Origin of the sequence: Streptomyces sp. NBC_01635, assembly GCF_045209715.1 — a bacterium.
In the GTDB taxonomy this organism is placed as follows: domain Bacteria; phylum Actinomycetota; class Actinomycetes; order Streptomycetales; family Streptomycetaceae; genus Streptomyces; species Streptomyces hirsutus.
The window spans coordinates 3278164-3304924 of sequence record NZ_CP109277.1; the positions used below are offsets into that span (position 1 = coordinate 3278164).

The 26761-nt window shown below is 73.4% G+C and carries 22 protein-coding genes; 18 read left to right on the forward strand and 4 right to left on the reverse strand.

Features of this window, described 5'->3' with window-relative positions:
* Positions 1–50 precede the first annotated feature (50 nt).
* The 6 genes from OHB56_RS15355 to OHB56_RS15380 all read left to right on the forward strand — a co-directional run bounded on the left by OHB56_RS15355 (position 51) and on the right by OHB56_RS15380 (position 5786).
* Positions 51–797, forward strand: a complete 747-nt coding sequence (locus OHB56_RS15355; protein ID WP_406353840.1) for an ABC transporter ATP-binding protein — start codon at positions 51–53, stop codon at positions 795–797.
* Complete coding sequence (locus OHB56_RS15360) at positions 794–2038, forward strand: hypothetical protein (protein WP_406353842.1); 1245 nt, start codon at positions 794–796, stop codon at positions 2036–2038. Before OHB56_RS15355 ends, OHB56_RS15360 begins: the two co-directional genes overlap by 4 nt.
* Positions 2035–2598, forward strand: a complete 564-nt coding sequence (locus OHB56_RS15365) for a hypothetical protein (RefSeq protein WP_406353844.1) — start codon at positions 2035–2037, stop codon at positions 2596–2598. The genes OHB56_RS15360 and OHB56_RS15365 overlap by 4 nt, the downstream gene beginning before the upstream one ends.
* Positions 2599–3094: 496 nt before the next feature.
* Positions 3095–3628, forward strand: a complete 534-nt coding sequence (locus OHB56_RS15370) for a PadR family transcriptional regulator (RefSeq protein WP_326752786.1) — start codon at positions 3095–3097, stop codon at positions 3626–3628.
* Positions 3625–4389, forward strand: coding sequence for an ABC transporter ATP-binding protein (locus OHB56_RS15375; protein ID WP_326752787.1), 765 nt, complete (start codon positions 3625–3627; stop codon positions 4387–4389). The genes OHB56_RS15370 and OHB56_RS15375 overlap by 4 nt, the downstream gene beginning before the upstream one ends.
* Positions 4386–5786, forward strand: a complete 1401-nt coding sequence (locus OHB56_RS15380) for an FtsX-like permease family protein (RefSeq protein ID WP_406353846.1) — start codon at positions 4386–4388, stop codon at positions 5784–5786. The genes OHB56_RS15375 and OHB56_RS15380 overlap by 4 nt, the downstream gene beginning before the upstream one ends.
* Before the next feature lie 141 nt (positions 5787–5927).
* Here the strand turns inward: OHB56_RS15380 and OHB56_RS15385 are convergent, their stop codons facing one another.
* Entirely contained in the window at positions 5928–6482 is a 555-nt protein-coding gene (locus tag OHB56_RS15385; protein ID WP_055594740.1) for an HNH endonuclease, read from the reverse strand.
* Positions 6483–6868: 386 nt separating this feature from the next.
* Here OHB56_RS15385 and OHB56_RS15390 point away from each other — a divergent pair, with 386 nt between their 5' ends.
* The 11 genes from OHB56_RS15390 (at position 6869) to OHB56_RS15440 (ending at position 23943) form a co-directional block, all read left to right on the forward strand.
* Positions 6869–7957 carry a mechanosensitive ion channel family protein gene (locus OHB56_RS15390; RefSeq protein WP_406353848.1) on the forward strand — a complete coding sequence of 363 codons (1089 nt, stop codon included), beginning with the start codon at positions 6869–6871 and terminating at the stop codon, positions 7955–7957.
* 282 nt (positions 7958–8239) lie between these two features.
* Complete coding sequence (locus tag OHB56_RS15395; protein ID WP_406353849.1) at positions 8240–9457, forward strand: ROK family protein; 1218 nt, start codon at positions 8240–8242, stop codon at positions 9455–9457.
* A gap of 67 nt (positions 9458–9524) precedes the next feature.
* Positions 9525–10790: a 6-phospho-beta-glucosidase gene (locus OHB56_RS15400; protein WP_326752791.1), complete on the forward strand. Its 1266-nt coding sequence runs from the start codon at positions 9525–9527 to the stop codon at positions 10788–10790.
* Positions 10781–11755: an N-acetylglucosamine kinase gene (locus OHB56_RS15405; protein ID WP_406353851.1), complete on the forward strand. Its 975-nt coding sequence runs from the start codon at positions 10781–10783 to the stop codon at positions 11753–11755. Before OHB56_RS15400 ends, OHB56_RS15405 begins: the two co-directional genes overlap by 10 nt.
* 569 nt (positions 11756–12324) lie before the next feature.
* Entirely contained in the window at positions 12325–13740 is a 1416-nt protein-coding gene (locus OHB56_RS15410) for a hypothetical protein (RefSeq protein ID WP_406359074.1), read from the forward strand.
* A 38-nt stretch (positions 13741–13778) separates the two neighbouring features.
* Positions 13779–14831 (forward strand): glutamate ABC transporter substrate-binding protein, encoded by a 1053-nt coding sequence (locus OHB56_RS15415; protein WP_326752794.1) that lies wholly within the window; start codon positions 13779–13781, stop codon positions 14829–14831.
* Between the two features lie 129 nt (positions 14832–14960).
* A complete protein-coding gene (locus tag OHB56_RS15420) occupies positions 14961–16352 on the forward strand; it encodes a hypothetical protein (protein WP_406353853.1) in 1392 nt (463 codons plus the stop codon).
* 18 nt (positions 16353–16370) lie between these two features.
* Positions 16371–19286, forward strand: a complete 2916-nt coding sequence (locus OHB56_RS15425) for a tetratricopeptide repeat protein (RefSeq protein ID WP_406353855.1) — start codon at positions 16371–16373, stop codon at positions 19284–19286.
* Between the two features lie 3 nt (positions 19287–19289).
* A complete protein-coding gene (locus OHB56_RS15430; RefSeq protein ID WP_406353857.1) occupies positions 19290–20900 on the forward strand; it encodes a PP2C family serine/threonine-protein phosphatase in 1611 nt (536 codons plus the stop codon).
* A 154-nt stretch (positions 20901–21054) separates the two neighbouring features.
* Positions 21055–22425 (forward strand): vWA domain-containing protein, encoded by a 1371-nt coding sequence (locus OHB56_RS15435; protein WP_406353859.1) that lies wholly within the window; start codon positions 21055–21057, stop codon positions 22423–22425.
* A gap of 81 nt (positions 22426–22506) precedes the next feature.
* Positions 22507–23943 (forward strand): FHA domain-containing protein, encoded by a 1437-nt coding sequence (locus tag OHB56_RS15440; RefSeq protein ID WP_406353861.1) that lies wholly within the window; start codon positions 22507–22509, stop codon positions 23941–23943.
* An 84-nt stretch (positions 23944–24027) separates the two neighbouring features.
* Here OHB56_RS15440 and OHB56_RS15445 read toward each other — a convergent pair whose 3' ends face one another.
* Positions 24028–25023, reverse strand: coding sequence for a methyltransferase domain-containing protein (locus OHB56_RS15445; RefSeq protein ID WP_406353863.1), 996 nt, complete (start codon positions 25021–25023; stop codon positions 24028–24030).
* Positions 25024–25180: 157 nt separating this feature from the next.
* On the opposite strand from OHB56_RS15445, the gene OHB56_RS15450 reads away from it, so the two are divergent.
* Positions 25181–25585, forward strand: coding sequence for a globin (locus OHB56_RS15450; protein ID WP_326752801.1), 405 nt, complete (start codon positions 25181–25183; stop codon positions 25583–25585).
* A gap of 30 nt (positions 25586–25615) precedes the next feature.
* On the opposite strand, the gene OHB56_RS15455 is transcribed toward OHB56_RS15450, so the two are convergent.
* Entirely contained in the window at positions 25616–26317 is a 702-nt protein-coding gene (locus OHB56_RS15455) for a hypothetical protein (RefSeq protein WP_326752802.1), read from the reverse strand.
* On the reverse strand, positions 26314–26760 hold the full coding sequence (locus OHB56_RS15460) for a thioesterase family protein (RefSeq protein WP_326752803.1): 447 nt from the start codon (positions 26758–26760) through the stop codon (positions 26314–26316). The genes OHB56_RS15455 and OHB56_RS15460 overlap by 4 nt, the downstream gene beginning before the upstream one ends.
* Position 26761: the final 1 nt, after the last annotated feature.

The following is a 26761-nucleotide window of genomic DNA, read 5'->3' on the forward strand; positions in this document are numbered from 1 at the left end:
GAGTTCCTCGCCCCCGGGTGCTCCCCTTCCCCGTGAACAAGGTACGACCCATGCCCCTGCACTATCAGACCTGCACCTTCCGATACAGGTCACGCTCTCGCCCGGTCCTGGACCGTCTCACGCTGCACTTCTCGCCCGGCCACACAGTCCTCCTCGGCCCCAACGGCGCCGGGAAGAGCACTCTCCTCTCCCTCGGTGCGAGCGCCCAGAAACCCCAGTCAGGAACCGTCGGCTACGCGGACTTCGACACCACCACCCGCAGACATCTGCGCGCTTACCGCGAAAAGGTCTCCTGGCTGCCGCAGCACCCCGGCTTCATCCCCGGACTCTCCTGCCGCGAACACGTCGCCTACGTCGGTTGGCTCAAGGGCATGCGTGAGCGCGACGCCTGGCATGCCGCGCCCTCGGCCATCGAACGCGTGGGCCTCGGAAACAAACTCGATGACAAGATCAAGACGTTGTCCGGCGGTCAGCAGCAGCGCATCGCCATCGCGCAGGCCCTCGTCCACGACGCGGAACTGCTCCTCCTCGACGAACCTACCGTCGGCCTCGATCCCCACCAGCGGCGCCGGTTCCTCGACCTGCTGGCCTCCTTGCGCGGAACCGTCCACGTCATCGTCTCCACACATGACATCGGCGACCTGGACGAATCCTTCGACGAAGTCGTGGTCCTCGAATCCGGAAAGGCGCGCTTCCGGGGCACCGTGCAGGAGTTCACCGAGCACGCGGATCCCGCCTGCGCCCCCGCCCGACGTCTGGAGAGCGCTTACGCCTCCCTCCTGGAGGCGGCCGAATGATCACCTGGGCCAACCTCCGCGCATCCGCCGCCCTTTGGCTGATGCTCCCCGCCCTCGCCTACGTCTCCCTCTACATCGGCGACGCCGCCTCCCCGGTCCCCTCCCACTACGGGGTCGAAGCCGGCGAGCTGGCCGCGTACGCAGTGGCGGTCGTCGTCCCGGCCACAGCGGGGGCCGCCGCCTGGGAGGCGGGACGCCACCGCATGTTGGGAGCACTGCGCGCCACCGCCCATCGCAGCGTGATACGGCAACTCCTGCGCGCCGCCACCCCCCTTCTCCTCCTCCTGGGCGTGCTCGTCATCGGTGCTGTCGTCATGGCGTACGACGCCGCCCGGGTGCTGCCGCAGGGTGCCGGGCTGCTCGCTGTCGCCCACCTGATCGTGCTGTCCTGCGGCTGGCTCGTCATCGGCTGGTGCGTCGGGCTCGTCATGCCCAAATCCATCGCCTCGCCCGTGGCGGCGATCGGCTGCTGGGTGTGGCTGTCATGGCCCCACGCGACACCCAATCCATGGGTCCGGCACCTGGGCGGCTTCATCGACGGACTCTCCAGCGTCACCGACACACGCTCACCGTCCGTCTACTTCGTCCCCTGGGGTGTCACCGCCGCGCTCGCGCTCGCGTTCTGGGCACTCGCCGGCATCCCCCGGCGCGCGTGGGGAGCGGCCGTGGCCCTGACGACGATCACGCTCACGCTGCTCACCGGGCGCGCCCTTGTCTCCGACTGGGGTTTCCGCCATCCGACAAACCCTCGCATCACCACCATGACGTGCGCCGGCGACGCGCCCCGTGTGTGCGTACCGCCGGAGTACGCCCCCTACGCCACCCATCTGCGGAAAGACGCCCTCGCCCCGATCGGCAAGCTCCGAGAAGCCGGTGTCCCCGCGCCCCGGGAGCTGCGGATCAGCTCCACCGAGGTTCCGCTCGAGCCGGGAATCTGGCCCCTGTACTGGTTCCCTGCCGGCCGCAGCACAGACCCCGCCCAGTACGCGGCGGACATGGCCGAATCAGCGGTCACAGGGACCGCCGCGCTGCACGGAGTGAAGGACTGCCGTCAGCCGGGTTCCGCCGCGGCCGCCTGGGCGGCACTTGCAGCCGGCGTCCCCCGACAAGACGTCCAGGCGGCGCTCGCACCAGCGGACTGGGACACGGTTCAGAAGGTCCGCAACCGCCCAGTCGAGGAGCAGGCCGACTGGTTCACCAAAACCGTCACCGCTCAGGAACACTGCAGGGCTCTGTCGTGACCCTGTACGCGACACAGGTGCGTCAGTGGCTGGCAGTACCAGCGGCTCTCGGCCTGCTCATCGCCGTGTGTCTCCTCGCAGGCAAGAGCGAGGTCCCCGTCCCGAGCATTACCAGCGGGATGGGAAACCCGCAGCTGGCCTTCTTCACCCCTGTCCTGGCCATCGTTGCCGTCATGTACTGCCTGGACCGCAGACTCGGCCAGGCGGAGACCACAGCGGTACAGCCCGTCAGCACGCTCGACCGGGGAATGGTCACGGCCACAGCAGTCCTTGCTCATCTGGCCGGGCTGCTGGTCGGAATGGACATCGCCCGCAACACCGTCCTGCTGCTGGCCGTCGCTCTCCTCATCCGGCGGCTGATCAACGAAGCAGCGGCGACCGCAGCGGGGCTCATGCTCCTCGTCCTCAACCTCGTCGCAGGCCGCGCCTACAACCCCGACGGCCTTGTGAGTCACGCCTGGTGGGCCATTGCCCTCTACCCCGCCGACAACTTCAGCGCGTGGCTGGCCACCGCCGCCGTGCTCGCTCTCGCGCTGCCTCTTGGAATCCCCCGCCGCTAGCAGGGCGATCACGGGAGGACTTCCGGACGACAGCGCACCGGTAACGGATTGGTGCGCGATGGCGGGGGAAGCGTGGCGAGGTGCCGGCGGGGATCGTTCAGGTGATGGCGGGGCGGTCGACAGCGGGCAGCGGCACCGGGTGCGGGAGGTCGCGCCGTGGAGGGGTCGGTGTGACACCAGCCGGTCGGCGAAGACAAGCCGATGCCGGGCATCGGCCCCTACGGCTCGCTCTCCCGTGCCACCCCGAGCAGTACGGCGGCGCCCCTCGAAGCATGCCCACTACGGCCGGGCCAACTCCTCTTACCGGGCAGGCCAGATGACGCCGGGAGATTCCCGTGAACGGTCGCGACCCCGAGCCCTTCCCGGCACCACGACCTCTGCCCCCTTGCCCCTCGCGACCTTCTTGCCCCTCGTGACCTTCCGGGTTCCGGACTCGATTGATCTTTTCTCGAGCAGCTATTCACTCAATACATGTACTCAGTGCATAATGAGATCCATGAGCACCCGTCACGTCCTGCTGGGCCTGCTCGCCTCGGGGCCGAGCCACGGCTACGACCTCAAGCGACGCCACGACGAACAATTCCCCGAAGCCCGCCCCCTGGCCTACGGGCAGGTCTACACGACCCTGCAACGCCTGGTCCGCGACGGCCTCGCCGAGGTCGACGGCACCGAGTCGGACGGCGGCCCGGAGCGGACCGCGTACCGCATGACGGAAGCGGGGACACGTGAACTGGCCCGCTGGGCCGGGGAGATCGCCCCGCCCGCCCCCTTCGTGACGAACGAGATCTTCGCCAAGGTCGTGGTGTCGATCCTGTCCGGCGGTGACCCGGCCGCGTATCTGCGCGCCCAGCGCGCCGCCCACATGGGGCGGATGCGGGAACTCACCGCGGTGAAGTCCGCGGCCGGAGCCGGACTGGCGACCGTGCTCTCGGCGGACTACGCCCTCAACCACCTGGATGCCGACCTTCGTTGGATCACCACCACGGCGGACCGGCTCACCACTCTGACCGCGGAGGTCGATGCAGCATGAGCAACCGGAGCAAGGTGAGCGGCGGGAGCCCCACGGGCGACGGCACCGACACCGGCAGCGGTGCCGACACCGGCAGCGGCCCCGCACAACCGCTGCTCGCGGCCCACGGCCTGGTCAAGGCGCGCGGCAAGACGCTCGCCCTGCGTGACGCCTCCGTGGAGCTGCGCGCCGGGGAGATCCTGGCGGTGACCGGCCCCAGCGGCAGCGGCAAGTCGACGCTGCTGCACTGCCTGGCCGGGATCGTCCGCCCCGACGCCGGTACGGTGACGTACGACGGACAGCGGCTGGAGGAACTGCCGGAGAAGCGGCTGAGCGAGCTGCGCCGTACCGACTTCGGGGTGGTGTTCCAGTTCGGGCAGCTCGTTCCGGAGCTGACCGCGCTCGACAACGTGGCGCTGCCGCTGATGCTGGCCGGCACCGGGCGGGCCCGGGCACGGGAACGGGCCGGGGAGTGGCTGGAGCGGTTCGGGGTGCGCGGGCAGGCGGAGTCGCGGCCGGGCGAGATGAGCGGCGGGCAGGCGCAGCGGGCCGCGCTGGCGCGGGCCCTGGTCACCGGCCCGAGGGTGGTCTTCGCGGACGAGCCGACCGGCGCGCTGGACTCGCTGGCCGGCGAGCAGGTGATGACGGCGCTGGCGCACACGGCCCGGGAGGCGGGCACGGCGGTGCTGCTGATCACGCACGACGCCCAGGTGGCCGCGTACGCCGACCGCGAGGCGCAGCTGCGCGACGGGGCACTGACACCGCTGGAGGTGACCGCGTGAACGCCGCCGGCTCCTCAAACACCCGAGCCTCCTCGGACAACTGGCGTTCCGATCTGCGGCTGGCCTGGCTGCTCACGCACGGTTCGGACCGGCGGGAGTGGTGGCGGGTCGCACTCACCGCGACCGGCGCCGCCCTGGCCACCGGGTTCGCGCTCGCTGCCGGAGTCCTGCTCTCACTGGGGGACCGCAGCATCGGCACGTCCCTCGCCGAGGGGCTGATCGACCAGCCGGGGACGCGCGTCGGCGTGATCCTCGGTCTGCTGCTCCTGCTGGTCCCGGTGCTCGGGTTCCTCGGGCAGTGCGCCCGCGTCGGCGCCGTGCACCGGGACCGGCGGCTGGCCGGACTGCGGCTGGCCGGGGCGACGCCCTGGCAGGTGCGGCGGATCGCCGCGCTGGAGACCGGTCTTGCCTGCCTGCTCGGCTCGGCGGTCGCGACCGTCTTCTCGGTACTGCTCCTGCTGCGTCTATGGGGGCGACCAACCGCCCTCGCCTGGGTGACGGTCGTACTGGTCGCCCTGGCGGTGCCGGTGCTGGGCGCGGCGGCGGGCGCGCTGGCGCTGCGCCGGGTGGTGGCCTCACCGCTCGGCCCGGTCCGCCGGGTGACGGAGATCCGTTCGGCACGCGGGCCCGGCCGGCTGTTCCTGGGCGGAGCGGCGCTGGTGGTGGCGGTGGGCGTGGCGACCGCGATGACCGACCGCACAGCGACCCGCGGGGCGAACTGGCAGTTCCCGGTGATGATGTTCGCCGCGCTGCTCGCGGTCGGCGCGGGCGCGGTGTGGCTGGCCGGAGCCTCCTCCCGGCTGATGGGGCGGGTGCTCGCGGGCCGGGCCCGGTCGGCGGCGGTGCTGATCGCGGCGGAGCGGCTGCGCGCCGACCCGTGGGCGGCGGCCCGTACGCATGCGGCCATGCTGCTGGTGACGGTCGTCGGCACCGGGTTCATGGGCGTGCGCCACGCGTTCCTCGCGGCACTGCACCGCAACCAGGGGTCCCTGGGCGGGTCCATGTCGTACTACACGACGGGCCTGAACCTGACCGCCACGGCGATCTCGGTGGCGGTACTGATCACTCTGACCGCTCTCGCCGTCGGTACCGCCGAGTCGCTGGCCACGCGTCGGCGGGGACTGGCCGCGCAGACCGCCACCGGGGTGCCGCGCTCGGTGCTGAACCGGGCGCTGCTCCTGGAGACCGCGCTGCCCCTGGCCCCGGCCCTGCTGCTCGCGGGCGTCGGCGGCATGGTGGTCGGCGCCGGCTACGGCACGCTGACGAACGCACCGTCCCTGCCCTGGGCGGCCCTGCTGGTGCCCCCGGCGGCTTACGCCGCCTGCCTCCTGGCCTCGGCAACGGCGCTCCCCCTGCTGCGCCGCTCGGCCGACCCGGCCCAGCTGCGGTACGCCTGACCGGCCGGCGCGACGGCCATGCCCCGGCACCCGGGGGAACGGGGGTCCACCGGGGCCGGGGCATGGCCGTCGGGCCGTCGTGCTCGATGCGGGCCGGGTGCTCGATACGGGCCGGGGCCGTACGGCCTCGGCCCGGACCGCTCAGGCGGATATCCCGTCCACCCGGGACAGGCCGTCGATGCGGGCCATTGCGTCGTCCGCGCCGTAGGGCTGGAGGTACGGGAGCCAGCACGGGTCGCGGTGGCCGGTGCCGATGATGCGCCAGGCCAGGCCGGTGGGCGGGGCCGGTTTGTGGCGCAGCCGCCAGCCCAGCTCGAACAGGTGGCGGTCGGCCTTCACGTGGTTGCAGCGGCGGCAGGACGCCACCACGTTGTCCCAGACGTGCTTGCCCCCGCGGCTGCGCGGGATGACGTGGTCGACGCTGGTTGCGACACCACCGCAGTACATGCACCGGCCCCCGTCGCGGGCGAAGAGCGCGCGGCGGGTGAGTGGAACGGGCCCCCGGTAGGGGACCCGCACGAATCGCTTGAGCCGGACCACGCTGGGTGCGGGGACTGTGACGGTCGCGCTGTGCAGGTAGGCGCCGGACTCCTCGAGGCACACGGCCTTGCTCTCGAGGACGAGGACGAGCGCGCGGCGGAGCGGTACGACGCCGAGCGGCTCGTACGACGCGTTGAGAACCAGGACATGCGGCACGGATGCCTCCTTGTACGCCGGCGGCGCGTGGCTCGCGCCGGGACGATCCGTAGTCAGTCTCCCCTCATGCCTGGTCGTCGCGCCACCATGTACCGGTAACGGGCTGAGAGTGTTTTCGACCACACGCGATCCGGCCTCCGGGATCACGGCCGGTCCGGGCCGGGTGGCGGCCGGGGCGGGCCGGGTGGCGGCCGGGGCGGGCCGGGTGGCGGCCGGGGCGGGCCCGGGTGAGGGCCGTCTCTTCTTCACTCATCGTGCGGGTCCACCCGCAATGCCCCGTTAGTGTGGTGGTTCTGTCCGCACCGGTGACCTTTTCGTGACCTTGAACGCCTTGAAGACCTTGACCGCGCACCGGGGGCAGACCGTGCCACCTGGAGGTACCCGCCGTGTCCCTGTCCGCCGTCCCCCTGGCCGAGGAGCCGTCCCCGACCCCCTCGGATTCCGGGACCCCGATGGTGCCCACGTTCAAGGACGCCCACGAGAGCGCCACCAACGCCGCCGGCTGGGTCGAGGAGAACTGGTCCACCTGGCTCGCGATCGGGCTCAGGGTCCTGCTCATCGTGGTGATAGCCGCCGTGTTGAGAGTGTTCGTGCGGCGGGCGATCACCAAGCTCATCGACCGGATGTCCCGGACCGGCCAGGCCGTGGACGGCGCCGGGATCGGCGGGCTCCTGGTCAACTCCGAGCGGCGGCGCCAGCGCTCGCAGGCGATCGGCTCGGTGCTGCGCTCGGTCGCGTCGTTCCTGATCCTGGGCACGGCCGCGCTGATGGTCCTGGGCACCTTCCAGATCAACCTGGCCCCGCTGCTCGCCTCGGCCGGTGTCGCCGGTGTGGCGATCGGTTTCGGCGCCCGCAACCTGGTGACGGACTTCCTCTCCGGCGTGTTCATGATCCTCGAGGACCAGTACGGCGTGGGCGACACCGTCGACGCGGGCGTCGCCACCGGCGAGGTCATCGAGGTCGGCCTGCGGGTGACCAAGCTGCGCGGCGCCAACGGCGAGATCTGGTACGTGCGCAACGGCGAGGTCAAGCGCATCGGGAACCTCTCCCAGGGCTGGGCGACCGCCAACGTCGACGTCACCGTCCGCGCGGACGAGGACCTGGACCACGTCAAGGCCACCCTCGTCGCCGTCGCCGAGAGGATGAGCAAGGAGGACCCCTGGAACGAACTCCTGTGGAGCCCCATCGAGATCCTCGGCCTCGACTCCGTCCTGCTGGACTCGATGGTGGTCCGCGTCTCGGCGAAGACCATGCCCGGCAAGTCCCTGACCGTGGAGCGCGAACTGCGCTGGCGCATCAAGCGCGCCTTCGACGCGGCCGGCATCCGCATCGTCGGGGGCGCCACCGCCCCGGTGGAGATGGAGGGCCCCGACCCGGCGGCGGCCGTCGCGCCCCCGTCCGCGTACGCGAGCAGCGTTTCGCCGCAGTCCCTCGCGGCGTCCCCGCTGACCCCGCCGCCGAACACGAAGAAGTAGCCGGCGGCACGGCGGAGGGCCGGGGCGGAGGACGCGGCGCGAGGAAGGGCGGTACCCGGGAATCCCGGGTACCGCCCTTTCCCGTATCCCTGCCGCTCCCTTCCCCGTATCCCTGCCGCGCCCCCTCTTGACGCTCCCTCCGCCCCGGGCCTACCTTCCTCTCCAACCAACAGGAAACCTTCCTAATAAAGGCTTCCCGTGCGGTGGGCAGGGTCCGGATGGACGTCCCGCGCCGACCGCTGAGAAGCTGGGCGGCCGACAGAGGGGCAGGTGCCGCACTCCATGGCAGGAACCGCCGGTACCCCGGGCACGCCGCGCGTCCTGCGCGCCATGAACGACCGCGCCGCCCTGGACCTGCTGCTGGAGCACGGCCCCCTGTCCCGCACTCGGATCGGCAAACTCACCGGCCTGTCCAAGCCGACCGCGTCCCAGCTCCTGGCCCGGCTGGAGGCGGCCGGGCTGGTACTCGCCACCGGTACCACCGAGGGCCGTCCGGGACCGGGCGCCCAGCTCTACGAGGTCGACCCGGCCGCCGCGTACGCCGCCGGGCTCGACGTCGCTCCCGGCCTGATCCGGGCCGCCGTCGCCGACATCACGGGCCGCACCGTCGGCCGGTACGAACTGGCCACCCCCGGCCGCCGCGCGGGCACCGGCGCCGTGGTCCAGCAGGTCACCGACGCCTTGGACGGCGCGGTGAAGGCGGCGGGCCTGGCCCGCGCCGACGTCCACCGCCTGGTCATAGGAACCCCGGGCGCCTTCGACCCGGGCACCGGCCGCCTGCGCTACGCCTCCCACCTGCCCGGCTGGCACTCCCCCACGGTGCTCGACGAACTCGCCGCCGCGCTGCCGATGCCGTTCGCGTACGAGAACGACGTCAACCTGGTCGCCCTCGCCGAGCAGCGCCTGGGCGCGGCCCGGGGGCACACCGACTTCGTCCTGCTGTGGAACCAGGAGGGCCTGGGCGCCGCCCTGGTGCTCGGCGGGCGGCTGCACCGGGGCTGGACCGGCGGCGCGGGCGAGGTCGGCTTCCTGCCGGTGCCGGGCGCCCCCCTGGTCCGCCAGGTCACCCGGGCCAACAGCGGCGGCTACCAGGAGCTGGCCGGCGCCCAGGCCGTACCGGGGCTGGCCCGCGAGCTGGGCATCACCGGCATCCCGCAGGGCCCGTACCCCGAGGTGGCCGCCGCCCTGGTGGAACGTGCCGCCGCCGCGCCGGACGACGGGGCGCACCGCCGGCTCCTGGAGACCTACGCCACCCGGCTGGCCACCGGTCTCGCCTCGCTCGTCTCCGTCCTCGACCCCGAACTCGTCGTCCTGAGCGGCGCCGCCCTCACGTCCGGCGGCGAGGTGCTGCGCGCCCTCGTCCAGGCCGAGCTGGAGGAGCTGGCCGCGCCCCGCCCGCGCCTGGTCGTGGGCGACGTCCGTGAACACCCCGTGGTGTGCGGCGCGTTGGAAAGCGCGCTGGCGGCCACCCGCGACGAGGTCTTCGACACCGCCCGCTGATCCGCGACCGTTCCACACGCCCCCCGAAAGGGTTGAGAGAGCTGAGAGGGTTGAAAGGGTTGATGTCATGAAACTCACCGTGGTCGGCGGGGGTTCGACCTACACGCCCGAACTCGTCGACGGTTTCGCCCGGTTGCGGGACACCCTGCCGGTCGAGGAACTGGTGCTGGTCGATCCGGCGGCGGACCGGCTGGAGTTGGTGGGCGGTCTGGCCCGCCGGATCTTCGCCCGTCAGGGGCACGGCGGGCGGATCGTCACCACGTCGGACCTGGACGCGGCCGTGGACGGCGCCGACGCGGTGCTGCTCCAGCTGCGGGTGGGCGGGCAGGCGGCCAGGCAGCAGGACGAGACCTGGCCGCTGGAGTGCGGCTGCGTCGGCCAGGAGACCACCGGTGCCGGTGGCCTGGCCAAGGCGCTGCGCACCGTCCCGGTGGTGCTCGACATCGCCGAGCGGGTCCGGCGCACCAACCCCGACGCCTGGATCATCGACTTCACCAACCCCGTCGGCATCGTCACCCGGGCCCTGCTGGAGGCCGGGCACCGGGCGGTGGGGCTGTGCAACGTCGCCATCGGGCTCCAGCGCAAGTTCGCCGCCCGTCTCGGCGTCGACCCCGCCGGACTGCACCTCGACCACGTGGGCCTGAACCACCTCACCTGGGAGACCGCGGTGCGCCGGGGCGGCCCCGGCGGCGAGGACGTGCTGCCCGCGCTGCTGCGGGACCACGGCGACGCGATCGCCGCCGACCTCCGGCTGCCCCGCGCCGTCCTGGACCGGCTTGGCGTGGTCCCCTCGTACTACTTGCGGTACTACTACGCGCACGACGAGGTCGTCCGGGAACTGCGCACCAAGCCGTCCCGGGCCGCCGAGGTGGCCGACATGGAGCGCCGGCTGCTCGCCCTCTATGCCGACCCCGCCCTCGACGAGAAACCGGCGCTGCTGGCCCGGCGCGGCGGCGCCTACTACTCCGAGGCGGCCGTGGACCTGGCGGCGGCCCTGCTGCGCGGGGCCGGCAGCCCGTACCAGGTGGTGAACACGCGCAACGGCTCCACGCTGCCGTTCCTCCCCGAGGACGCGGTGATCGAGGTGCAGGCGGCCGTGGGCCCCAAGGGGGCGAGCCCGCTGCCCGTCCCGCGTGTGGACCCCCTCTTCGCGGGCCTGATGGCGAACGTCACCGCCTACGAGGACCTGGCGCTCGACGCGGCCCTGCGCGGCGGCCGCGAGCGGGTCTTCCGCGCCCTGCTCGCCCACCCCCTGATCGGCCAGTACGAGTACGCCGAGAAGCTCACCGACCAGCTCGTCGCACACAACCGGGAGCACCTCACGTGGGCCTGACCGCGGGCGTCCTCGCCGTCGACGCCGGCAACAGCAAGACGGACGTCGCCGTGGTCGCCCACGACGGCGAGGTCCTGGCCACCGCCCGGGGCGGGGGGTTCCAGCCGCCCGCCGTCGGCGTGGCGGCGGCGGTGGACGCCCTCGCCGGGACCGTCGCCGCCGCGCTCACCGCCGCCGGCGCCTCCGGCGTCGCGCACGTCTCGGCCTGCCTGGCCAACGCGGACCTCCCCGTCGAGGAGGAACGGCTGACGGCGGCTCTGGCGGCACGCGGCTGGGGCGACACCGTGGAGGTCCGCAACGACACCTTCGCCCTCCTGCGCGCCGGGGTCACCGAGCCCCGCGGGGTGGCCGTCGTGTGCGGGGCGGGCATCAACTGCGTCGGCATGCGCCCGGACGGCCGTACCGCGCGCTTCCCGGCGCTCGGCCGCATCTCCGGTGACTGGGGCGGCGGTTGGGGCCTGGCGGAGGAGGCCCTGTGGCACGCGGCCCGTGCCGAGGACGGCCGCGGTCCCGCGACCGCCCTCGCCGGCACCCTTCCGGCGCACTTCGGCCTCCCGGACATGCCGGCCCTCATCGAGGCCCTGCACCTGGAGCGCCTCGCGCCCCGGCGCCGTCACGAACTGGCGCCGGTGCTCTTCGCCACGGCGGCCGGCGGCGACCCGGTCGCGGGGGCGATCGTCGACCGCCAGGCCGACGAGGTGGCGTCGATGGCCGTCGTGGCGCTGACCCGACTGGACCTGCTCACCGAGGAGACACCCGTCCTGCTGGGCGGCAGCGTCCTGGCCGCCCGGCACCCCCGGCTGGACGACCGCGTCCGCGCCCTGCTCGCCGAGCACGCGCCCAAGGCCGTCCCCCGGGTCGTCACCGCCGCCCCGGTCCTGGGCGCGGCCCTCCTGGGTCTGGACCACCTGACGGCCCCGCCGAGCGCCCGGGCCCGGCTGCGGGCCCACTACGAACGGGGGTAGGGAAGCCTCCGAGGGCGGGGCGGGCGGGGCACGGGCGTTCCCTCCTCCGAGGAGCACGTGCTGCCGGTCGCTCCCGCCTCATCCGCCGAACAGGCCCGGCACAACCGGGCGGGTGGGCCGGGCAGGCCGGGCGGATGGTCGAGAAGTGGGCGGCCGAAGGGGGTGGACGGCCAAGGGAGTGGACGGCCAAGGGAGTGGACGGTCGGACAGGTGATCGGGCGGGTGACGGGGCGGATGGCCGGGGGCGGGTCCGGGACTCCGGTGGTCCCGCCGGACGATCCTCGGCTCCGGCCTCCGGACACCCGTGAACTCCGCCCGGAACCAACCGGATTCCCCCGGCGTGTTCGTGGGCAGGGGGTGGTGCGGGAAGGGCGTTCCGGGGCCGTCCGGGGTTCGCTCGCGGGCCGGAATTCCCGGTGACCGCACGGCCGTCGAATCAAGATCGTGCCAAGGCCGGTGCATATGTCGGTTCCTGCGGCGATACTGGCGGGACGAATGACCACGGGGGAGGTCAAGTGACCCACACGCCGAGCGGCGGCGCGGCACCGCCGGGCGCGGCCACGCCCGCCATGCCCGCCGTGCCGCCGCAGTCCGGGCCGGGCGGCACCCCGGCCCCCCGGCAGGCGCCCGGCGGCTCCCGGCCTCCCGCGTTCCCGCAGCCGGAGGCGCCCCGGCGCACGGCGTTCGTCGAGGGGGCCGTCCGGCTGCGCGAGGCCGCCGCCACCGAACCCGGCCGCCTCAGGATCATCGGCGCGGTCCTCGCCGCCCTCGTCGTCGCCTTCGGCACGGTCGCCGCCTGGCAGATGGCCGAGCGGGCCGCGGCGGCGGACGACGTCCTCACCAGCAGTCAGCCGCTCGCCTCGGACGCCGCCGACATCTACCGTTCCCTCGCGGACGCCAACACCGCGGCCTCCAGCGGCTTCCTGGCCGGAGGCCAGGAGACCGCCGCCTCCCGGGACCGGTACGAGAAGGGCATCCGCACCGCCGCCGGCAAGCTCGTCAACGCCGCGGCCAACTCCCGGCCGGGCTCCTCGTCGGCGGCGACGATCACCAAGCTCAACCGGCTGCTGCCCGTGTACAAGGGCCTGGTGGAGCGCGCCCGTACCTACAACCGCCAGGGCTACCCGGTGGGCGGCGCCTACCTGCGGTACGCGAACGAGAAGATGCAGGAGGAGATGCTTCCTGCGGCGGAGGACCTCTACACGAAGGAGACCGAGCGCCTCGACGCCGACTACGCGGACGCGACCCCCTACCCGTGGGCCGCGATCGCGCTCGGGGTGATCGCCCTCGCCGTGCTCGCCTGGGCCCAGCGCCGTACGTACCTGCGGACCCACCGGGTGCTCAACCACGGCCTGGTCGCGGCCACCGCCGCGGCGGCGGTCGTGCTGCTCTGGCTGGTCGCCGGCCACAACCTCGCCCGCTCGGGACTGAACGGCTCCTACGACCACGGCGTCCGCTCGCTCGGCGTGCTGCACGAGGCCCGCATCGCCTCCCTGAAGGCGCGCGGCAACGAGAACCTGACGCTGGTGGCCCGCGGCGCCGAGACGAAGAAGGTCGGCGAGAAGGCGTACGACGCCTATGACTACGACTTCCAGCACGACATGGAAGCCCTCGGCAAGGGCCTCGCCCGGGCCGGCGAACTCGCGGACGACAGCAGCGGCGAGAAGCCGGTGGCCGCCGCCGTGAGCAACATGACGGAGTGGAAGAAGCGCCACGCGGCCGCCCGCGAGCAGGACGAGAACGGCAACTACCAGGAGGCGCTGGACCTGGTGATCGGCGGCGAGGGCGCGACCGGCGAGTGCTTCGACGGCGTCGACGAGAGCCTGGCCTCGGCGCTGACGCACGAGAGGCGCGAGTTCCAGGAGGCGGCCACCGGCGGCCGGGACGCGCTGACGGGTCTCCCGCAGGGCGCCGCGGGCCTCGCCGTACTGGGCGCGGCGGGCGCGGTGCTGGGCATCGGCCGCAGGCTGTCGGAGTACCGGTGAGCGGAGTACCGGTGAAGGGTGGAAGGGGAGGGGGCGTGATGAGGAACGTACGACGCCTGCGGGCCGGCCTGCGGGGCTGGGGCGGGGTGGGCGCGATGGCCGCCCTCTGCGCGCTCGCGCTGGTCTTCGCGCTGGTGCTGACCCGCGCCGGGTCCTCCGCCGGGCCCGGCAAGGAGCCGAGGACCGCCGGACCGGGCGTGACGGACGCCCTGGGCGCGAAGGCGGCCGAGGAGTGCGACGATCCCGAGAAGCAGACCCTGACCCCCTCCGACGCCGACGGCCCGGTCATCGACGCGATCAAGGCCCGCCCGGGCGAGCGGCGGAAGCTGGTCGTCGGCATCGACCAGAACAGCTACGGCTGGGGCTACCGCGATCCCAACAGCGGGGACAGCGCCCGGCTCGAGGGCTTCGACATCGACCTGGCGCACCGCATCGCCGAGGACGTACTCGGCGACCGGGACGCGGTCCAGTTCAAGGCGATCCCCACCGACCAGCGCATCCCGGCGATCCAGGACGGCCGGGTCGACATGATCGTCCGCACCATGACGATCAACTGCGAGCGCCTGGAGGACGTGGCGTTCTCCGCCCCGTACTTCACCACGGGACAGCAGGTCCTGGCCCCGAAGACCTCCCCGGTCAAGGGGTACGGCCCCACACTCGCGGACCGGGAGATCTGCACGGCGGCGGGCTCCACCGCGTACGCGAACCTGGAGGCGGACAAGGCGAGGGGAGCCCTCCCCCGGTCGGTCGACATCCGCACCACCGTCCCCAACCAGCTCGACTGCCTGGTGCGGCTGCAGCTCGGCGAGGTCGACGCGGTCGTCACCGACGCCGCGCTCGCCGCCGGCCAGGCCGCACAGGACCCGACGGTCGAACTCAAGGGCGACTCCTTCACGACCGAGTACTACGGCGTGGCCATGAAGAAGGACGCGGACGACCTGCTGCGCCGGGTCAACCAGGTCCTGGTGGACTTCGGCGAGGACACCGAGGACGGATGGCAGGCCTCGTACGAGCGTTGGCTGGCGAAGACAATGGGCAGTGATCCAGGAAGTTCCGAACCACCGGCACCGGAGTACCTGCGCGTGAGCTGACCACCCGTCTGCTCACCGCACAGGAAAAGAGACGCGCACAGGACAACGCACGAACGTCAACGCACGAACGTCGACGCACGGACGTCAGCGACCGGACGTCGACGACCGACCCGCAGCGAGAGGTGATCGATGGGCGACACGGATCCCGCCGGGCCGGTGATGGACCGGGACGAGGTGGACCGTGCGCTCGCGCGGCTCGGCGCGGAGCACGAGGCGGTCGAGACCTCGCTCCTCGCCCTGCAGGACCACGCGGGCCGCAGACTCCTGGAGGGCGCCCGTCTCACCGGCCGTACCGAGGAGCGCTGGCAGGCCACCGAGGCCTCGATCACGCTGCTGTGGACGTACTTCGACGCATACTCCGGCGCGTTGCGCACCGCCCGCGAGATCCGCGCCCGGCGCCGCTGGTCCAGCCGCGAGGACCTGGCGGAGCTGACGGAGCTGCTGCGCGGCGAGTGCGTCACGGTCGCGGGCTCGGCCACCACCACGGCGAACGCGCCGACGCTCCAAGGCCGCGCGGGCCGCCTCAGCGAGCGCTACTCGCTGGCCGCGCTGGTCGAGCTGATGAACGAGCTGTACGCGTCCTCGCTGGACATGGTCGTCGCCGCGGACGCGGTGTGGTCGGCGCTGCCCGCGCGGATAGACCTCCTGGCCGCCGAGCTCCAGCGCACCCGCAGGCTCGCCCACCCCGTAGGGGTCCGCCCCGGCGAGCACCCGGCGGGCGACGACCTGGAGCGGATCACCCGCACCCTGACGCAGCTGCGCGAGCAGGTGATCTCCGACCCGCTGGCCTTCTGGAAGCCCCTGGAGGGCAGTTCGGCGCCGGGCGGCGGCCGGCCGGACACGACGGTGTACGACCGCGAGGCGCGCGCCCTGGAGGAGGTGCGCCGCGAGATCGACGCGGTGCTCGCGGTCCGCCAGGACTCCGAGAAGCGGATCGTGCGGCTGCGGGACGTCCTCTCGCGCGCCGACCGCACCCTCGCCGAGGCGCGCACGGCGCGCGGCGAGGTGCTCGCGAAGATCGCCGCCACGGAGGTGCCGGTGGTCAGCGGCCCGCCGACCGTGCTGCAGGAGCAGCTGGCGACGGCCGCCGAGTACCGCAGGCACGCCCAGTGGCACCGGCTGTCCCCGCTCCTGGAGTCCCTGGAGCAGAAGGCCGAGGACGAACTGGTGCGCGCCCGCGAGTCGTTGACTGCGGTCACCGCGCCGCTGGCGATCCGCGCCGAACTGCGCGGCCGGCTCGACGCCTACAAGGCGAAGGTCGCCCGGCACGGCCTCGCGGAGGACACCGTGCTGGCCGAGCGGTACGAGAAGGCGCGCCGCATGCTGTGGAGCGCGCCCTGCGATCTGCGGGTCGCCGAGGAGGCGGTGCTGCGCTACCAGCACGCCGCCGCCGAACTCCTCGGCACGGCGCAGCAACGGGTGCCCCGCCAGTCCGGCCCGCACGGGCAGTCCGGTCGCGGCCCGTACGGGCAGCCCGGCCGGGGCACGCCCGAGGAGCGTGGGGGGCCGGCGCATGAGTGACGAGGGGGAGGCAGCCGCATGAGTCAGGCGGAGAACCGGACGCACCACCAGGGCCGGCCCCAGGGGCAGCCCGGCGGTGGTTCCGGGGAACGGAACGGGACCCAGGAGCAGAGCGGGAACGGGGAGCAGAGCGGGAGCAGGGAGCAGCAGGAGCAGCCGGCGCAGGCCGCCGCCGCGGCGCCCCGCGCCTGCCAGCGTCCCGGCTGCGAGGGGGCCTACGAGGACGTCGGCGGCGGCGAACTGTACTGCGGCACCTGCGGACTCGCCCCGGTCGTGTCGCCGACCGGAGAGGTCGGCTCGTCCCCCACCGGCGTCACCGTCGGCGGCCGGGAGTCGCGCGGTTCACGCAGCTCACGGGGTTCTCGCGGCTCCGACGGTTCCGGCGGTTCCGACGGTTCCGGCGGTTCCGGCGGTTCCGGCGGTTCCGGCGGTTCCGGCGGCAGTGCCCGTACCGGCAGCCGCAGTTCGCGTACGTCGTCGCAGTCGGCGAGGTCACGGCGCTCGGTGTCCGGGCGGCTCTCCCGCTCGCTCCCGGGCGGCGGCGCCGACCGCTCGGTGTCGGTGCGCAGCTCCGGGTCCGTCGGCAGCTCCTCCGGCCGGGGCCGGCTGGGTGCGGGGCTGGTCCAGGTCCCGCCGATCCCGCGGCCCGATCCGCGCGCGATGGTGCTGGACAACCCCGAGGTCCCGGAGCGGAAGCGATTCTGCTCCCGCTCGGACTGCGGCGCCCAGGTGGGCCGCGCGCGGGCCGGCCGGCCGGGCCGCACCGAGGGCTTCTGCACCAAGTGCGGCCACCCGTACTCGTTCGTCCCGAAGCTGCGGGCCGGTGACGTGGTGCACGGCCAGTACGAAGTGGTCGGCTGTCTGGCGCACGGGGGCCTGGGCTGGATCTACCTCGCCGTGGACCGGGCGGTCTCGGACCGCTGGGTGGTCCTCAAGGGCCTGCTGGACACGGGCGACCAGGACGCGATGGAGGCGGCGATCTCCGAGCGGCGCTTCCTCGCGGAGATCGAGCACGCCAACATCGTGCGGATCTACAACTTCGTGGAGCACCTCGACCAGCGCACCGGTTCGCTGGACGGCTACATCGTCATGGAGTACGTCGGCGGCAAGGCCCTCAAGGAGATCGCCAACGGCCGCCGCACACCGGACGGCAGACGGGACCCGCTGCCGGTGGAGCAGGCGTGCGCGTACGGCATCGAGGCGCTCGAGGCGCTGGGGCACCTGCACTCCCGCAACCTGCTGTACTGCGACTTCAAGGTCGACAACGCGATCCAGACCGAGGACGAGCTCAAACTGATCGACATGGGCGCGGTACGCCGGGCGGACGACAACGAGTCGGCCATCTACGGCACGGTCGGCTACCAGGCCCCGGAGGTCGCCGAGGTCGGCCCGTCGGTCGCCTCCGACCTGTACACGGTCGCCCGGACCCTCGCCGTCCTCACCTTCGACTTCCAGGGCTACACGAACGTCTACGCGGACTCGCTGCCCGACCCGGACCACATCGACGTCTTCCGGCAGTACGAGTCGTTCTACCGGCTGCTGGTCCGCGCCACCGATCCCGACCCGGACCGCAGGTTCGCCTCCGCTCAGGAGATGGCCGAGCAGCTCACCGGCGTCCTGCGCGAGGTCGTCTCGCTCCAGTCGGGCCGCGCCCGCCCCGCCCTGTCGACCCTGTTCGGTCCGGAGCTGCGGGTGACGGACACCGAGCTGTTCCCGGCGTCGTACGGCGACGTGTCGCGGCTGGGAGCGCGGACGGTGTCCCGCAGAGGGCCGGGACGCGGACGGCTCACGCGGGCCGCACAGGTCACCCCGCTCACGCGGCCCGAGCAGCTCCCCGAAGGCGGGGGCGGCGCGGCGGCGGGCGGCGGGGGCGCGGCGGGCGGGCAGCCCGGCGCCCTCGTGCCCTCCGGCGCCCCCGTGTCCCCGGGCGCCCCCTCGGGCGCCGCCCCGGGCCTCGTCAAGTCCGTCGACACCGCCGCGGCGGCGCTCGCGCTGCCCGTCCCGCGCATCGACCCGGCCGACCCCAACGCCGGTTTCCTCGCGGGACTGCTGGCCTCCGCGCCCGCGGAGCTGGTCAACGCCTTGGCCGCGGCGCCCGCGCCGTCGACCGAAACCCGGCTGCGGCAGGTCCGCGCCTGGCTGGAGACCGGCGAGCCGGAGCCCGCGCTGGCCGCGCTGCGGACCCTGGAGGAGCAGGAACCCGACGCCTGGCGGGTGGTCTGGTACCGCGGGGTCGCCGCCCTGGTCACCGGTGACCACGAGGGCGCCGCGCTCGCCTTCGACGCGATCTACGACGCCTTCCCCGGCGAGATCGCGCCGAAGCTGGCGCTCGGCCTGTGCGCCGAGGTGCTGGGCCAGCTCGACAACGCCGCCGAGTACTACCGCCTGGTGTGGTCGACCGACCCGAGCCATGTGAGCGCGGCGTTCGGCCTGGCCCGGGTACGGCTGGCCACCGGCGACCGGCGCGGCGCCGTACGGACGCTGGAGTCGGTGCCGGAGTCGTCGATCCACTACACGGCCGCGCGGGTGGCGGCCGTACGCGCCCGGCTGCGGGGGCGGACCGCGACCGCGGGTGACCTACCGTTCCTCGACGACCTGAGTGCCGCGTCGGGCCAGGTCGAGGCCTTGGAGTCGTACGGTCTGGATCCGGCGCGCCGGGAGCAGTTGGCGGCCGAGGTCCTCGGCTGCGCGCTCGACTGGGTACTCTCCGGGGGCCAGGGTTCCGTTCCGCTTCCGCTTCCGGCTCCGCCGGGACGGGGGCGGCGGAACGCCGCCGGGGGAAGGACACTGCTCGGCAGCGGGCTGGACGAGCGGGACCTGCGCTTCGGACTCGAGCGCTCGTACCGCACGTTGGCCCGGCTGGCGCGGAGCGGTGAGGAGAGGATCGACCTGGTGGAACGTGCCAACCGTTACCGCCCCCGGACGTGGGTGTAGTTGATGTCGCAGATGCCCCAGCAGGCCGCTCTGTCGAAATGCCCGAGCTGCGAGGAACCCCTCGAATCGGGTGATCGATTCTGCGGTGCGTGCGGATACGACCTGTCGGCCGTCCCGGCTCCGCCGACAGACCATCCGACGATCACCATGAACACCGGGAACACCGGGAACGGCGCGGTGCCGTCGCCGAGTCCGGCGGAACGCGGGGCACCCCGGCCCCCGGTCACTCCCCCGGCTCCCCCGGCTCCCCCGGCGGCTCGTCGGGCGCCGGTACCGACACCGACCGAGCCGGACTGGCCCACCGTCCGCCCGGACGGTTCCGGTGTGTCCGCCCCGACGCACCGGCCCGCGGACCTGGCGGGCACCGACTCGGCCGGTCTGCCGCTGACCGGCCACCACCCCCACCCCCATTCCCCTTACTCCGCGCCCGCACCGCCGCCCCCGCCTTCGCCCGCGCCCCCGGAGCCGCCCGCCTCGCCCCCGGCCGCCGGGGCGCCCCGGTCCTCGGGCGTGCGCTTCGACCGTCCGGCCCAGCCGGTGGCCGACCCGGTCCCGCAGCCGGGTGTCCAGCAGATCCCTCAGCCGGGCGCCCAGCCCGTCGCCGGCCCGGGTGCGCAGCCCGAGGAGTACCCGCTGCAGGCCCCGGACCCGCGCGTGGCCGCCGAACGGGAGGCCGAACAGGGTTCTGCCGCCCCGGGTGGCTCCGTGTGCGTGGCCTGTCGTGCGGGCAGGGTGGACGACGACGGCTACTGCGAGAACTGCGGCCACGCCCAGCCACGCGAACGGGACCACATGGAACAGGAATGCGGCCCGCTGGCCGCGGTCAGCGACCGCGGCCTGCGCCACCACCGCAACGAGGACGCCTTCGGCATCGGCACCACCACGCTGCCCGACGGCTCCCCCGTCTCCGTCGCGATCGTCTGCGACGGCGTCTCCTCCGCGACCCGGCCCGACGAGGCCTCGCTGGCCGCGTCCCGGGCGGCGAGCGCGTCGCTGCTCGCGGCCCTGCCGCGCGGCACGCACCCGCAGCAGGCGATGCACGAGGCGATCATCGCCGCGTCGGACGCGGTCAACGCGCTGGCCGACGAGCCCGAGACGGAGCGGGAGCGCGCCCCGCACCAGAACTCCCCGGCCTGCACCTTCGTCGGCGCCGTGGTGACGGACGGCCTGCTGGTCGTCGGCTGGGTCGGCGACAGCCGCGTGTACTGGGTCCCGGTGGACCGCGCCGCTCCCCCGGCCCGGCTCACCGAGGACGACTCGTGGGCCGCGCAGATGGTCGCCGCGGGCCTGATGGGCGAGGCCGAGGCGTACGCCGACCAGCGTGCCCACGCGATCACCGGCTGGCTCGGCGCCGACGCGTACGAACTCGATCCGCACACCGCGTCGTTCAAGCCGGACCGGCCGGGAGTGGTCGTGGTCTGCACGGACGGGCTGTGGAACTACGCGGAGTCGGCCGAGGAGATGGCCCGGACCCTCCCCGCCGACGCCGCCGTCCGTCCGCTGCACGGTGCGCGGGTCCTGGTCGGACACGCTCTCGACGGCGGGGGCCACGACAACGTAACAGTGGCCCTCGTCCCGTTCCCGGCCGTGCCCCAGGGGGCAGGATCGGCCTGAGGCCGCGTACGGCAAGCCCTTGACGGGGAAAGTACAGGGAAGCCGCAGGGAACCGCAGGAGAGCTGCGGACAAGCACCGGCGAACCGGAGGGGACCGGTCCGCCTTTTGTCGTCGCCCCGTTCGTCGGGGTTCTCCAGGGGGAGAGAAGCAGGCATGGCCAATTTCGCGAAGTCGAACGTGCCGCAGTTCTCGGTGGACGTGTACCAGAACGAGTACCTGCCGGAGGGCGGCCGCGAGGTCAACGCCATCGTCACGGTGACCGCGACCGGCGGCGGCACCATCGGCAGCGCGGTGGCGGCCCCTCACCTCTACGCGCCCGGTGAGGGTCCGTCGGCGGCCGTGGTGCTCATGGTCGACTGCTCCGGCTCGATGGACTATCCGCCGACGAAGATGCGCAACGCCCGCGACGCCACGGCCGCCGCGATCGACGCCCTGCGCGACGGCGTGCACTTCGCGGTGGTCGGCGGCACGCACGTCGCCAAGGAGGTCTACCCCGGCGCCGGGCGGCTCGCGGTCGCCGTCGCCGCCACCCGCGAGCAGGCCAAGCGGTCGCTGCGCACGCTGAGCGCGGGCGGGGGCACCGCCATCGGCACCTGGCTCAAGCTGGCCGACCGGCTGCTGGCGTCGGCGGACGTGGCGATCCGGCACGGCATCCTGCTCACCGACGGGCGCAACGAGCACGAGTCGCCCGAGGACCTGAAGGCGGCCCTGGAGGCGTGTGCCGGACGGTTCACCTGTGACGCCCGCGGTGTGGGCACCGATTGGGAAGTGAAAGAAGTCACAGCGATCGCCTCCGACCTCCTCGGCAGCGCCGACATCGTCGCCGATCCGGCCGGACTCGCCGACGACTTCACGCGGATGATGGAGACGGCGATGGGCAAGGAGGTCGCGGACGTCGCCCTGCGGCTGTGGACCCCGCTGGGCGCGCGTGTGAAATTCGTCAAACAGGTCGCGCCGACGGTCGAGGAGCTGACCGAGCGGCGCACCGAGGCCGGCCCCCGCGCGGGCGACTATCCGCTGGGTTCCTGGGGCGACGAGTCCCGTGACTACCACGTCTGCGTCGAGGTCCCGGCCGCGGACGTGGGGCGGGAGATGCTCGCCGCCCGGCTCTCGCTGATCATCCCGCAGCCCGCGGGCGCCTCCGCCGGAAGCGGTCCGGAGGGGGTCCAGAAGCTCGGCGCGCAGGGTCTGGTGCGAGCCGTGTGGACGGACGACATGGCCGCTTCGACGTCCATCAACCCCCAAGTCGCCCATTACACCGGGCAGGCCGAACTGGCCCAAGTCATCCAACAGGGCCTTGATTTGCGCAAAGCAGGCGATTTCGACGGAGCAACGTCCAAACTGGGCCGGGCCGTCCAGCTCGCGAGTGTCTCCGGCAACGCCGATACTGCGAAACTGCTTGCGAAGGTGGTGGACGTGGTCGACGCCGCGACCGGTACTGTGCGACTGAAAGCGAGGGTCGAGGAGGCCGACGAGATGACACTCGAAACCCGGTCCACCAAGACTGTTCGTGTAAAGAAGTGAACGCGAGTTGAACGAGCCCGGCCCACGGGCCGGAGAACTTCGGTCGGAAGCGACCGGACAAGGAGAGGAGGAAGCGCCGACATGCCGACCTGCCCGAACGGACACCAGTCGGGTTCCGACGACTGGTGCGAGGTGTGCGGCCACCGCATGGCGGGGTCCGTGCCGCCGCCTCCTCCTCCCCCGCCGCCCGGCGGTTACGGATTCCCGCCCCCGGGCGGCCAGGGCGGTCCCGGCGGCCCGGGCGGATACGGGGGACCCGGCGGTCCCGGTGGGCCCGGTGGACCCGGTGGCAGAGCGGAGCTGTGCCCGCAGTGCCGCACGCCCCGTGAGGGTGCCGCGCCGTTCTGCGAGGAGTGCCGGTGGAACTTCCTGACGAACACGGCGACCTCGTACACCCCGGCAGCCCCGCGCCCCGCCGGCCCCGGCCCGGGCGGACCCGGCCCCGGACCCGGTGGCCAGGGTGGTCACGGCGGGTACCAGCAGCAGCCCCCGCCCGGCCCGACGTACGGCGGTGGCAACGGCGGTGACTCCTACGACTACCAGGGCTCCCGTCCGTCCCAGGTGAACCGGCCGGCCGAGCCGATCCCGCCGGGCCCGCCCGGCTTCGGCGGCGACCCCTCACGCCCGGTACCGCCGCCGCCCGGCCCGGGCGGATACAGAGGTCCCGGTGGCCCCGGTGGGCCGAACGGTCCCGGTGGACCCGGTCCGCAGGGCGGTCCGGGTGGCCAGGGCGGCTACGGAGGCCCCGCCGGTCCGAACGGCCCCGGTGGCCCCGGAGGCCCGAACGGTCCTGGTGGTCCGAACGGTCCCGGTGGCCCGCAGGCGTACCGTTCCGGCCCGCCGGCCCCGCCCGGATTCCCGCAGGAGACCGGCCGGCCCCCGCAGCAGGGCGGTCCCGCCTTCGGCGGCGAGGACGACTGGGTCATCCCCCCGCCGGCCAACGGCCCCGGTGCCGGCCAGGGCGGCCCGAACGGCCCCGGTCAGCACGGACAGGGCCAGCACGGACAGGGCCAGCACGGACAGGGCCGGCACGGTGGTTACGGCTACCCGCAGCCCGGTGCGACCCAGGCGCCGTCCGGTCCCGGCGGCTTCCCGCAGCAGGCCCAGGGCCCGGTGACCTGGACCGCCACGATCGGTCCGGACCGCGATTACTTCATGGCGATGATGCACCGCTCCGGCCCCGAGGCCACGGGCCTGAACCTGCCCGCGTACTCGCCCGAGCAGCAGCGCACCCTGACCGGCAACCAGCTCACGATCGGCCGTCGGCGCCACTCCACCGGTGACACCCCCGACATCGACCTGTCGACGCCGCCGGAGGACCCGGGTGTCTCGCACCAGCACGCGGTGCTGGTGCAGCAGCCGGACGGCAGCTGGGCGGTCGTCGACCAGAACTCGACGAACGGCACGACGGTCAACGGTTCGGAGGAACCGATTCAGCCGTTCGTCCCGGTCCCGCTCCAGGACGGCGACCGCGTCCACGTGGGCGCCTGGACGACGATCACCATCCACCGCGGCTGAGCCGGGGACGCCCCGGCCGGAGACCCGTCCAGGGCTCGAGGTCCAGGGTTCAGGGTTCAGGGTTCAGGGTTCAGGGTTCAGGGTTCAGGAGGGCAGCACCCAGCGGTGCGGCCCTCCTGGGTCGTCCAGCCACGCCCAGCACCGGTCCTCGCCGACCGTGAGGCCGTAACGCTCACGCTGCGGCCGTCCCTCCCGCCGCCACACCTCGTACGCCTCCCCGGCCCCGACACTGCCCGCGGTCAGCGCCATCAGGAACCGGAACAGGTCGCTGTCCCTGGCCCGGCGCGGCACGTCGGCCAGGCCGGTCTCGTCGGCCGGCACCGCCCGCGACCGGTTCGCGCCGCGCAGGGGCACGAAGTAGGCGGGCGTGTGCAGGAACCGCCCCTCGGCGTGTCCCGGACCGTGCACGGTGAGGACGATCAGGCCGGTGGCGAACGGGGCGAGGATGCGGGCGCCGGGCCGGCACTGGGCGAGCCAGGCCCCGGGCACGGACGGCAGGGTGCAGGTCACGATGATCCGGTCGTAGGGGGCGCGTGCGGGCACCCCGCGCGCGCCGTCGCCGGTGACGACCACCGGGTGGTATCCGGCGGCGTCCAGGTGCCGGCGGGCCGACTCGGTGATCTCCGGTTCGAGGTCGACGGTGGTGACCAGGTCGTCGTCACCGAGCCGGTGGACGAGCAGGGCGGCGTTGTAGCCGCTGCCGGTGCCGATCTCCAGGACCCGGTCGCCGTCGCGGACGCCCAGTGCGACGAGCATCAGCGCCATCAGGGACGGCTGGCTGCTGGAGGAGAGCAGCTCGCCGTCGCGCATCCGGATGGCCAGCGGAATGTCCTCGTACGCGCCGCGCACCCAGGCCTCGCCCGCCCGGGGGTCGGGGCCCTCACCCCACCGCCGCTCGTAGCCGCCGACGGCGCCCACGTAGTAGTACGGCACGAACAGATGGCGCGGCACGGCCTCGAAGGCCTCCCGCCACACGGGGTCGGTCTCGAACGTCCCGCGCGCGGCGATCTCACGCACCAGCGCCGCCCGCGCCGAGCCGGCGAGGTCGTCCAAATCCCGCTGAGCAGCATGCCCGCCCATGCCTCCACAGTACGAGCACCGGTACGGGGACGAGACCCTGAGCCGGGACGGGGTCCCGGTCCTCCCCGGGCCGGTCCTCCCGGGACCGGGACCAAGGGGCAGAACGGCGGGACCTAGGCCTTGAGGCCTATGCCGTCCTGTCTGAGACCATGTACGGGTGACAGAGATTCGGCGCGGCACGCTTCAGGAGCAGACGTTCTACGAGCAGGTCGGCGGGGAGGAGACCTTCCGCCGGCTCGTCCACCGTTTCTACGAGGGCGTGGCCGGGGACCCGCTGCTGCGTCCCATGTACCCGGAGGAGGACCTCGGCCCGGCCGAGGAGCGGTTCGCGCTGTTCCTGATCCAGTACTGGGGCGGCCCGACCACGTACAGCCAGAACCGGGGCCACCCGCGGCTGCGGATGCGGCACGTGCCGTTCAAGGTCGACCGGGCCGCGCACGACGCCTGGCTGGGACACATGCGCGTCGCCCTCGACGAACTCGGCCTGTCCGAGGAGCACGAGCAGACGCTGTGGAAGTACCTGACGTACGCGGCGGCCTCGATGATCAACTCTCCGGACTGAGACACCCTCCGGACCGGAGCACCCGGGGGTTCAGCGCACGCTGAGCCCCAGCGCCCCGGCCGCTCCCGCCCGCCGCAGGGCGATCGACCCGTACGGCGTCCGCAGCCGGAGCCACGGGCCCGAGGCCAGCAGCACCGGTTCTCCGGACTCGCCGTCCGCACCGGCGGACGTGGCCGCCGTCCGCAAGAACCCCAGCGACTGGGCCGCGTGCACGGCCCGCACCGGAAGGTCGGTCGGGGCGACCGTGCGGGACCAGATCTCCCGCCCGATCCGGTCGAGTTCGGCCCGGGTACGCGACTCGGGCGCCAACTCACCCGTACGCGCCTTGAATTCGGCGACCGCGGCGGCAACGAGCGCCCGCAGGGAATCCGATGCGGGCAGCCCGGGTTCGGCCTGCCAGCCCTTTCGCGGAGGCAGCATCCCGGCCCACGGCGGCCCGGTCACCGCGCCCGGCACGGCGGCGGTGGCAGCGGTCTCGTCCACCGCCTCCAGCAGCTCACCGGCAGACACGGTCACGTCCAGGGTGACGTCGATACCGTCCTCGTACGGCTTGGCCAGCCGCACGGCGCGGACGGCCAGCACCTCGAAGGAGGGCGGCCGGCCGAACACGGCCAGTGCGGTGCCCGACGCCTGGAGGCGCACCGCGGCCCCACGGTCGTAGTGGAGCAGCCGGGAGAGGAAGGCCGCGAGGTCCGCGGCCTCCCTCTCGTCGGCGAGGTGGAGCACCGTCATGCCGCGACGGCCTCGTCCTCGTCGGCGTCGGCGGCGGCTTCACTCCTGCTGTCGCCGTCGTCCGTGTACTCCTGGAGGAACTCCCGCTCCTCCTGGGTGATCCGGCGCGGACGCTGTGCCTCGAAGTCGAACGGCACGATCACCGTGGAGGCCCGGACGTAGACCTGGTCGCCGTCCTTCACCTCGTAGGCGAGGGTGAAGGACGCGGCACGGATCTGTGTGACCCACAGCTCGATGTCCACGGGCGCGTGCCGGTGGACGAGCTGCCGCTTGTAGTCGATCTCATGGCGGGCCACCACGGACCCCTGCTGGAAGTCCTTGTCCGGGCGGAACAGGAAGTCGATACGGGCCTCCTCCAGGTACCGGAGGAAGACCACGTTGTTGACGTGGCCGTACGCGTCCATGTCCGCCCAGCGCAGCGGGCAGCGGTAGATGTGCCGCAAG

What these genes read in the sequence shown, in the direction of transcription:
- OHB56_RS15410 (WP_406359074.1), top strand. Translation starts at nt 12,325, where the DNA reads ATGCCCGCCGTGCCGCCGCAGTCCGGGCCGGGCGGCACCCCGGCCCCC.
- OHB56_RS15455 (WP_326752802.1), bottom strand. Translation starts at nt 26,317, where the DNA reads ATGACGGTGCTCCACCTCGCCGACGAGAGGGAGGCCGCGGACCTCGCG.
- OHB56_RS15355 (WP_406353840.1), top strand. Translation starts at nt 51, where the DNA reads ATGCCCCTGCACTATCAGACCTGCACCTTCCGATACAGGTCACGCTCT.
- OHB56_RS15430 (WP_406353857.1), top strand. Translation starts at nt 19,290, where the DNA reads ATGTCGCAGATGCCCCAGCAGGCCGCTCTGTCGAAATGCCCGAGCTGC.
- OHB56_RS15375 (WP_326752787.1), top strand. Translation starts at nt 3,625, where the DNA reads ATGAGCAACCGGAGCAAGGTGAGCGGCGGGAGCCCCACGGGCGACGGC.
- OHB56_RS15370 (WP_326752786.1), top strand. Translation starts at nt 3,095, where the DNA reads ATGAGCACCCGTCACGTCCTGCTGGGCCTGCTCGCCTCGGGGCCGAGC.
- OHB56_RS15360 (WP_406353842.1), top strand. Translation starts at nt 794, where the DNA reads ATGATCACCTGGGCCAACCTCCGCGCATCCGCCGCCCTTTGGCTGATG.
- OHB56_RS15415 (WP_326752794.1), top strand. Translation starts at nt 13,779, where the DNA reads ATGAGGAACGTACGACGCCTGCGGGCCGGCCTGCGGGGCTGGGGCGGG.
- OHB56_RS15445 (WP_406353863.1), bottom strand. Translation starts at nt 25,023, where the DNA reads ATGGGCGGGCATGCTGCTCAGCGGGATTTGGACGACCTCGCCGGCTCG.
- OHB56_RS15420 (WP_406353853.1), top strand. Translation starts at nt 14,961, where the DNA reads ATGGGCGACACGGATCCCGCCGGGCCGGTGATGGACCGGGACGAGGTG.
- OHB56_RS15440 (WP_406353861.1), top strand. Translation starts at nt 22,507, where the DNA reads ATGCCGACCTGCCCGAACGGACACCAGTCGGGTTCCGACGACTGGTGC.
- OHB56_RS15395 (WP_406353849.1), top strand. Translation starts at nt 8,240, where the DNA reads ATGGCAGGAACCGCCGGTACCCCGGGCACGCCGCGCGTCCTGCGCGCC.
- OHB56_RS15435 (WP_406353859.1), top strand. Translation starts at nt 21,055, where the DNA reads ATGGCCAATTTCGCGAAGTCGAACGTGCCGCAGTTCTCGGTGGACGTG.
- OHB56_RS15400 (WP_326752791.1), top strand. Translation starts at nt 9,525, where the DNA reads ATGAAACTCACCGTGGTCGGCGGGGGTTCGACCTACACGCCCGAACTC.
- OHB56_RS15425 (WP_406353855.1), top strand. Translation starts at nt 16,371, where the DNA reads ATGAGTCAGGCGGAGAACCGGACGCACCACCAGGGCCGGCCCCAGGGG.